The sequence below is a fragment of the Gammaproteobacteria bacterium genome (assembly GCA_013003425.1).
Taxonomy (GTDB): domain Bacteria; phylum Pseudomonadota; class Gammaproteobacteria; order Steroidobacterales; family JABDKV01; genus JABDJB01.
Genome location: JABDJB010000110.1, coordinates 1 through 8170 on the forward strand (window position 1 = coordinate 1; position 8170 = coordinate 8170).

General features: G+C 58.0%; 7 protein-coding genes and 1 pseudogene. 7 read left to right on the forward strand and 1 reads right to left on the reverse strand.

Features of this window, described 5'->3' with window-relative positions:
• Together HKN06_14585 and HKN06_14590 are read left to right on the forward strand one after the other, a co-directional pair.
• Positions 1-192: hypothetical protein (locus tag HKN06_14585; GenBank protein ID NNF62536.1), on the forward strand; the 192-nt coding region annotated here is incomplete at its 5' end.
• 252 nt (positions 193-444) lie between these two features.
• A complete protein-coding gene (locus HKN06_14590) occupies positions 445-1344 on the forward strand; it encodes a hypothetical protein (protein NNF62537.1) in 900 nt (299 codons plus the stop codon).
• A 331-nt stretch (positions 1345-1675) separates the two neighbouring features.
• Here HKN06_14590 and HKN06_14595 read toward each other — a convergent pair whose 3' ends face one another.
• Entirely contained in the window at positions 1676-2338 is a 663-nt protein-coding gene (locus tag HKN06_14595) for a VPLPA-CTERM sorting domain-containing protein (GenBank protein NNF62538.1), read from the reverse strand.
• Between the two features lie 249 nt (positions 2339-2587).
• On the opposite strand from HKN06_14595, the gene HKN06_14600 reads away from it, so the two are divergent.
• The 5 genes and pseudogenes from HKN06_14600 to HKN06_14620 form a co-directional block, all read left to right on the forward strand.
• Entirely contained in the window at positions 2588-2956 is a 369-nt protein-coding gene (locus HKN06_14600; GenBank protein ID NNF62539.1) for a hypothetical protein, read from the forward strand.
• A 109-nt stretch (positions 2957-3065) separates the two neighbouring features.
• On the forward strand, positions 3066-4736 hold the full coding sequence (locus HKN06_14605; GenBank protein NNF62540.1) for a hypothetical protein: 1671 nt from the start codon (positions 3066-3068) through the stop codon (positions 4734-4736).
• Between the two features lie 152 nt (positions 4737-4888).
• Positions 4889-5548: pseudogene (locus HKN06_14610) on the forward strand (glycoside hydrolase family 16 protein).
• A gap of 908 nt (positions 5549-6456) precedes the next feature.
• Positions 6457-7476, forward strand: a complete 1020-nt coding sequence (locus HKN06_14615) for a LacI family DNA-binding transcriptional regulator (protein NNF62541.1) — start codon at positions 6457-6459, stop codon at positions 7474-7476.
• Positions 7477-7634: 158 nt separating this feature from the next.
• Positions 7635-8170 (forward strand): DUF4386 family protein (locus tag HKN06_14620; GenBank protein NNF62542.1); only part of this gene is annotated, 536 nt, incomplete at its 3' end.

An 8170-nucleotide genomic window follows, 5' to 3' on the forward strand; every position in this document is an offset into this window, starting at 1 on the left:
GATCCGCGCATCCTGGTTGGACTCGGCCGGCATGACGGGCCCGTGGACGTGCTGGTGGAATGGCGCAACCGGGCGGCCGAGGTCTGGCCTGGCCTGTCGGCTCGTTCCTATCACGCACTCACCCCGGGGCAGGGCACCCCGAAAACCACGTTTTGCCCGGACAATCTGTCCAGCCTGTGCCGGCAGCACTAACCGGGAGGCTGCCGCCGCAGGATTCGCAGTTCGGGTGGCTGTCCTGACGTATTGATACGCGCTGTTGGCCGACTTTACAGTTCCCGTCGCTCCATGGCCGAGCGTAGGCATAACCCATTGAAATCATTGGGGCTTATTTCTTCGGCACAATTCATTCCAAGGTTCTATAATTAAGGGACGACGGCATTTTGAGCCGGGACTGTCCTGCATCGTCCCGGTTCAGAAACATTGCAATCTGTGGAGAGATCAATTATGAAACTGCACACGCTCCTCGCCGGACTGGTGCTTTCAATCTATAGCATCAGCGCCCAGGCCTTAATACTGGACTTTCAATCGGTCGGATTCTCCGATGGTACGGGCGGCTCCTATGCCTCCATCTATCAGCAGGACGGCTTCGACATTCGCACCCCACAAACAGACAGCATGCATTTCCATATGGGGCAGCTGGCTGTTGGAGACCCTGAAGGCGTTCTTCCCGGATGGCTGGGTTTTCACAATATCATTGTCGATGACGTCACGGTTATGAACACCGTGACGCTAACCCGCATTGACGGTGGCGCATTTAACTTCGACAGCTTTGACATTCTCGGTACAGAGGCAAGCATGATGTGGACCTCGCGCCAGAATCGCTGGCACAACGGGGAAATTACGATCATGTCGTCTAATGGCGATGTCATGGTGGTTCCGGCCAGCACCTGGCAGAGCAACGATCCGGAAACGCCTGACCAGACGTTTCTGGTCGGCTGGACCAACGTGACCTGGGTGACTTTCCTGCAAGCTCCGGATTCCAGTTTTGCCGACGGCGAAATAACAATGATGGACAACGTAATTGTCACCCCCGCAGCGGCCGACACGGACAATGACTCCGTTGTTGACAGCAACGATAACTGCACGCTGGTTGCAAATAACTCCCAGCTGGATAGTGATAGCGACAACATCGGTAACGCCTGCGATGGCGATATCGACAACGACTGCGATGTCGACATTAATGACCTTGCGTTTTATCGGGTCAACTTCCTGCAGGACGGCGATCTGCCCACCGACAACAACGGTGACGGCACGACCGATCTGGCCGACCTTTCGATACTCCGGACGCTGTTCCTGGCACCGGTCGGACCCAGCGGCCTGCCAAACGCCTGCACGACGAATTGAACCTGCGCTCTGCCCGCACTGCTGATCTTATTCAGCAGTGCGGCGCAGGCCCGCCGATGCTTGCCGGTTTAACCTGAGCTGCTGCCATCAAACACCGCCAACGGGCGACTATATTCCTGGGTGAGTAGCGCTACAGGCCGGTCGCGGCCTGGCCTCCTCTGTCGCCTCATTCTTTCACCCGCACACCTCGGGCAGGACACCCGAAACTGTGCCTTGCACGAGTCTTCACTCGCGCCCGACGAGTGACGCAGAGCCTTATCGAAGGCATGAAAAAACCCGTAATGCCGGCCTGAGGGCCCACATTACGGGTTTATGAGCTGGACGCTTTTATTTAGCTGGAACGCCGCATGCCAACCAGGGCCAGCAGAGCAGAACCCAACATCCAGACAGCAGCCGGTACCGGTACCGCGCTGACTACCAGGTTGTCCATCATCGTGATTTCGCCATCAGCGTTGCTGGAGAACTCATCGGCCAGAAAAGTAACCCAGGTTACGTTGGTCCAACCGACCAGGAACGTCTGGTCAGGCGTTTCCGGGTCTTGCGGCTGCCACGTGCTCGCTGGAATGACCATGACATCGCCATTGGATGACATGATTGTAATTTCCGGGTTGTGCCAGCGATTCTGGCGTGAAGTCCACATTGCGCTGGCGAAGGTGCCCAGAATGTCGAAGCTGTCGAAGTTGAATGCGCCGCCATCGATGCGGGTCAGCCTCACTTCGTTCAGAACCGAGTTGTCGCCGATGCCATTGTGAAAACCCAGCCAACCCGGCAGGGCGCCTTCCGGGTCTCCGGTAGCCAGCTGACCCATATGGAAATGCATGCTGTCTGTTTGTGGGGTGCGAATGTCGAAGCCGTCCTGCTGATAGATCGAGGCGTACGAGCCGCCCGTACCATCGGAAAAACCGGCCGACTGAAAGTCGAGTATTAGTGCCTGGGCGCTGACGCTGAAGACTGAAAGCGCGAGGCCGGCGAACAGCGTAGTCATTCTTTTCATCACTCTCTCCCTAAATTTCTGTCGGTTTTGAGCCCCTGTTATGCCGTCACGGGGCCGAAAACGCGTATTCTCTAAAAAATCAATGCATTAAGCGTGCCAAGCAAAAAATATCCTTTGCTTTCCATGCGTTACAGTGTGCCCTCAATGCGAAACGTCGGAGAGTGTAAAGTTTTCCAACATTGTTTTCAATTCATGCGGGTATAAATAAGTCAAATCATGCTGCCGGCCGCTCGTGCTTATACTGCAACCATGAAAGGCAATCTCCTGTTGCTCGATGCGGCGATTAACCTGGTTCTGGGCGTGGCACTGCTGTGGTTTCCGGCCGGGCTGGTGGAACGGCTGGGCCTGCCCGCGGCGATGCCGGCGTTTTATCCGGGCATCCTCGGGGCGGTGCTAATTGGCATCGGCATCGCGCTGCTGGTCGAGCACTACCGCGCGGGCCGCGGGCTGGGCCTGCAGGGGGCTATCAGCATCAACCTCTGTGGCGGGCTGGCGCTGGCAGCATGGCTGGTGTCGGGCAACCTGGCGCTACCGACACATGGCTTCGTATTGCTGTGGGGCGTGGTCGCGGTGCTGATTGGAATCAGTCTGGTCGAATTCCTTGCAGGCCGCCGCTAACCCGAGTCGCGGCGAGGCAAATTGACAACGCTGTCATTTTTTGGCATAAAGAGCAACTCAGAATTTCGATAAATAGAAAATATCTGATTCTTTTTAGGGGGTTAACTTAATGCACTCGCACATCCGTACGGGCCTGGCAGGCCTGATTGCTTCACTCCTTCTGGCCGGCGCTGCCACCGCGCAGCTGGCGCCTTACAGCCAGGATTTTGAAGGCCTCGATATCAACGGCGCCAACATCGGTGATGGCTGGCGTTTCTTCATCAATGTGTTCGAAGACGACGGCTCGTACCTGTTCGGCTATCCCAACGTAGCGACGCCGGCACCCAATGGCCCGCAGATTTCCGCCCTGACCAGCGGCGAAGGCGGCGCCGAGCAGGGTGCCCAGCAGCTGTCGGTTTTCAGCGACTACAACTGCTGTGCCGGACCACCCCCATCGGGCCACCAGGAGAATCTGGGCGACACGGTGGAGACGAATGTGTTCCAGGAGCAGACTATCGCCGCCGGCGATGTCGGCTCGACATGGACTTTTGGTTTCGAGTACAAGACCGGCAACCTGGGTGGCGCAACCACAGCCCTGGCATTTATCAAGGTGCTCGATCCGGCCAGTAACTTTTCACTGACCACGCAGATTTCGGTGGACGTGACAACACCGACGGCAGAATGGTCAGGCGATGAGGTCGTAATCATCATTGGCGACTGGGCCGGCCAGATTCTGCAGTTCGGTTTCCAGAGCAACGCTTCCGACTTCGAGCCGTCTGGCGTGTTTTACGACAACGTCAGCTTTTCCGGCGACAGCGGCCCGACCGGGTTTGGCCCGTTTGCTGACAACTTTGAGCTGTATGACGCCGCTGCGACTATGCCGACCGACAAGCCGCTGAACACCGGCATCCCCGGTGGCTGGCTGGTTTTCGGCAATGTATCTGCTCAGGAATCCTTCCTGTATGGTTTTGGCCCGTTCCCGGCACCAAACGATGGCGATGCATTTTCACAGATTACTACCGGTGAAGGCGGCGCCGACCAGGGTGCGCAGCAGCTTAATACGTTCAGCGCTTACAACAATGGTGACGCCCACCCCATCGGTGACCCAACTGCAGCCTGTGACGTGGCCGGCTTCAACGTCTGCCAGGTTGAGTCCGTCATCTACCAGCAATTCAACATCGGCACGGATAACCTGGGACAGACCTGGTTTTTCCGCTTCGATGCCAAGCTTCCGGACTCGGAGTTCGCACTGGCGCCACCTTCGGAAGGCGAAGCCTTTATCAAAGTGCTGGACCCTACCGACAACTTGTTCACACTTACCGCAGAAGCATCTGTAGATACCTCGAGCACGCCGACGGACTGGCAGGGCTACGGGATCTCGTTAACCATCGATCCGCTATGGGTCGGACAGGTTATCCAGATTGGTTTTGCCAACACGGCAGCTAATGGAAATCCATCAGGAATTTTCTACGACAACGTCAACTTTGCACCGGATGTCGATACCGACAACGACACAGTGTTTGACGGCAACGACAACTGCACGCTGGCTGCGAACCCGTCACAGCTCGATACCGACGGTGACAACATCGGTAATGCCTGCGACGGAGACATCGACAACAACTGCACGGTTGAGCCGGCTGACCTGGCGTTTTATCGCGTTAACTTCCTGCAGAGTGGCGATCTGGCCACCGACAACAACGGTGACGGCGTCACCGACGTGCTTGACCTGGCAATCCTGCGCACGCTGTTCCTGCTGCCGGCCGGCCCCAGCGGCCTGCCAAACGCCTGCTCGGCGCGTTGAGCCTGCGTCAATGCCATTACTACGCCGCACTGCTGATCGTTTTCAGCAGTGCGGCGCAACCCGCTGTTGCCCAGTGCACCGGCGGGTCCTGCGTATTGGTGTGGGCCGATGAGTTCGACGGCAGCAGCTTAGATACCGGCAAATGGGAACCCATGCTCGGCAACGGTGGTGCCTATGGCATCCCCGGCTGGGGTAACAACGAGCTTCAGTACTACCGCTCTGAGAATGCCACCGTTGCTAACGGTGCACTTACCATCACGGCGCGACAGGAGAACTTTGCCGGCTACAACTACACTTCGGCGAGGCTGCGCACCCGCAACCTCGGCGACTGGAAGTATGGCCGTTTCGAGATGCGGGCAAAGCTGCCGGTCACGCAGGGCATGTGGCCGGCGTTCTGGATGCTGCCAACGGACGAGGTCTATGGCGGCTGGGCAGCCAGCGGCGAAATCGACATCATGGAATCGCTCGGCCACGAGCCTGAGCGTATTTACGGCACCATCCATTACGGTGGCTCATATCCGGAGAATACGTTTTCCGGCAACACCACCTGGCTGGCACCGAACTCCGCAACCGACTTCCATGTGTACGCCATCGAGTGGGAAGAAGGCGAGATTCGCTGGTATGTCGATGGCCAGCTTTACAGCACCAAAACCGACTGGTATTCCAGCGGTATACCCTTTCCTGCACCGTTCGACCAACGCTTTCACCTGTTGCTGAACGTGGCCGTGGGCGGCAATTTTCCGGGCAACCCGGACGGCTCCACTGTTCTGCCGCAGGAATACATCATCGATTACGTGCGGGTGTACCAGCTGGCGGTCGACGTTGACCCGCCGCTGGCCGTGTTCGACGATCTGGAACATGGCGACCCGTTTGGCAACGGCTGGTTCGCCTTTGAAGGCGGCGTTGGTGGCGGCGGAATCGACGCCAACTTCAGCGACCTGCCACCTGCCGACGGCGGTATCGCCTCGCTGCAGACCGGCTGGGGCTCGGGTGGGACGCCGGGCTATATGGGCGGCTTCGGTCGCAACAACCCGATCACCCTCACGCCAAACCTGACCGAGTTTACTTTCTGGATCAACCCGGACCCGGGTAACTACCGGCTGGAAATCAACCTGCAGGAAGACGAAAACGCCGATGGTCAGTTCAACCAGGCTGTCGACGAGGAATTTCAGTACAACTGCGAAATTTCTGCGACCGGACCGTGTGCGATTGCCGGCGGAGGTTGGCAGAAAATCACCGTGCCCTTGACTGATTTTTACGACGATAACTCTTATGCCACGGGCGGTAACGGTATACTCGACGCCGGTGGTGGCAGTAGCGGGCAACTTATCAACATGGTTATCTCGATAATCAGTAACGACGGTGCGGCAGTGACGTTTCGTACCGACTACTGGGCATTTGTTGGCCAGATCGCGGATGGCGATGGCGACGCCATTGCCGACATCGTGGATAACTGCGTTCTCGTTGCAAACAGCAGCCAGACTGACAGTGATGGCGACAATATCGGCAATGCCTGCGATACCGACGTCGCGGTGCCCAACGACTGCACCACCGACCTGCTGGACCTGGCGGCCTACCGTGAGAACTTTCTATTGAGCGGTAGCCTGCCAACCGACAATAATGACGACGGCACCACCGACTTGTCTGACCTGGCGATTGTCCGCAGCTATTTCCTTTCAGCCCCGGGGCCCAGCGCGCTGCCGAACGACTGCGACGGACTATGAGCCGGCCGACTATTGCTGATGTCGCGCGCCTGGCCGGTGTTTCGATAAAGACCGTGTCACGCGTGGCCAATGACGAGCCCAACGTGCGTGAAGGCACGCGTGAAAAGGTGCTGAAGGTCATTGCTGACCTCAATTACCAGCCCAACCCCTCGGCGCGCAGCCTGGCCAGTCGCCGTTCGTACCTGGTTGGCCTGCTTTACGACAACCCCAGCTCGGCGTACCTGGTCAATATCCAGGAAGGCGCGCTACGCACCAGCCGGGCGACAGGCTACGACATGATCATCCATCCATGCGTGTACAAGGACCCCAACCTCACCGCAGGCCTGCAGATGATGATCGCGCAGTCGAAAGTCGACGGGCTGATACTGACGCCGCCGCTGTCCGACATGAACTCTGTCGTAAAGCTACTGGAAGATCTCGGCATGCCTTTTGTGCGGGTGGCTCCGGCTGATCGCAACGACACCAGCCGCTCGATTTACACCAATGATGCCGATGCCTGCGCGGAGATGACCACATACCTGCACTCGCTGGGCCACGAAGACATTGCTTTTATCATAGGCCACCCCGATCACGGTGCGGTCGCCCAGCGCTACGACGGCTTCCGCGCCGGCATGAAGCAATGTGGCCTCACCGTTGCCAAAGACTTTATTGCGCAGGGCTACAATTCGTTCGAATCCGGCATTGAATGCGGCATGCAGCTGCTGCACTCGCGCCGGCGTCCGACCGCCATTTTTGCCAGCAACGACGACATGGCCGCCGGCGTCATGCGCGTAGCTCACGAGCTGGGGCTGAACATACCCGGCGACCTCTCGGTGGCCGGTTTCGACGACATCCCCCTGGCCAGCTACCTGTGGCCGGCACTGACCACCGTACGACAACCCATTCGCAACATGGCGTCCATGGCGGCGACGCTGCTGCTGAACAAGCTCGGCGCGCGCAAGGACGAGACCATTGAAGATCACGTCAAGTGCCAGCTGATAACCCGCGAGTCCACCGGCCCGGCCCCGTCCGGTTAATCAGATTCGATCCGGGTCAAACACGGATTTTCTGCGACTATCAATCGACGGGGACAGTACATGTACAGATATACAAGTACTGTCCGATTGATTACAAGACATCAGCGATTGTTGCAGCACCCGGCCTGATCCCGGTTAACCATTAGTCTGGAAAGAGCATGCAGGCACAATCGATAGCACGCTGCACCGGCGCAGCCCTGCTGGCGACTTTGCTCGTTGGCATCCTGGTGTCGGTGTTTGTCGCTCACGGTATCGATATCAATCTTTCGGCCGACATCGTGGCTACGGCACAGAACATGCTTGACGCTGAGTTGAGGCTGCGCGGCAAGGCTTACGCCATGGCACTGCTCTTCGCGCTGGACGCCGTGATTGCGGTTGGTTTTTTCCTGTTACTGCGCGAACACAACACGTTCCTCGCGACCTGGGCCCTGGTGGTAAGCGTTGCGGCAATGCTGCTGATGTTGCTCGGTGCTGTGTATGCCCTGAATGCCGCTCATATCGCAGGTAACAGTGCTTTTGAAACGCTCGGTACTGACGCGCAACGGCTGATGCTCGCCGGCCTTCAGGCAACCGCAGACTACACCTCGTTCCATCTTGGCCTGGTAATTTCCTCTGCGGCCAAAGCCGCATTCTATTTCCTTTTCCTGCGTTCACGCCTGCTGCCGCCGCTGTTGTCGGCATGGGGCGTTTTTGC

What these genes read in the sequence shown, in the direction of transcription:
- HKN06_14590 (NNF62537.1), top strand. Translation starts at nt 445, where the DNA reads ATGAAACTGCACACGCTCCTCGCCGGACTGGTGCTTTCAATCTATAGC.
- HKN06_14595 (NNF62538.1), bottom strand. Translation starts at nt 2,338, where the DNA reads ATGAAAAGAATGACTACGCTGTTCGCCGGCCTCGCGCTTTCAGTCTTC.
- HKN06_14600 (NNF62539.1), top strand. Translation starts at nt 2,588, where the DNA reads ATGAAAGGCAATCTCCTGTTGCTCGATGCGGCGATTAACCTGGTTCTG.
- HKN06_14605 (NNF62540.1), top strand. Translation starts at nt 3,066, where the DNA reads ATGCACTCGCACATCCGTACGGGCCTGGCAGGCCTGATTGCTTCACTC.
- HKN06_14615 (NNF62541.1), top strand. Translation starts at nt 6,457, where the DNA reads ATGAGCCGGCCGACTATTGCTGATGTCGCGCGCCTGGCCGGTGTTTCG.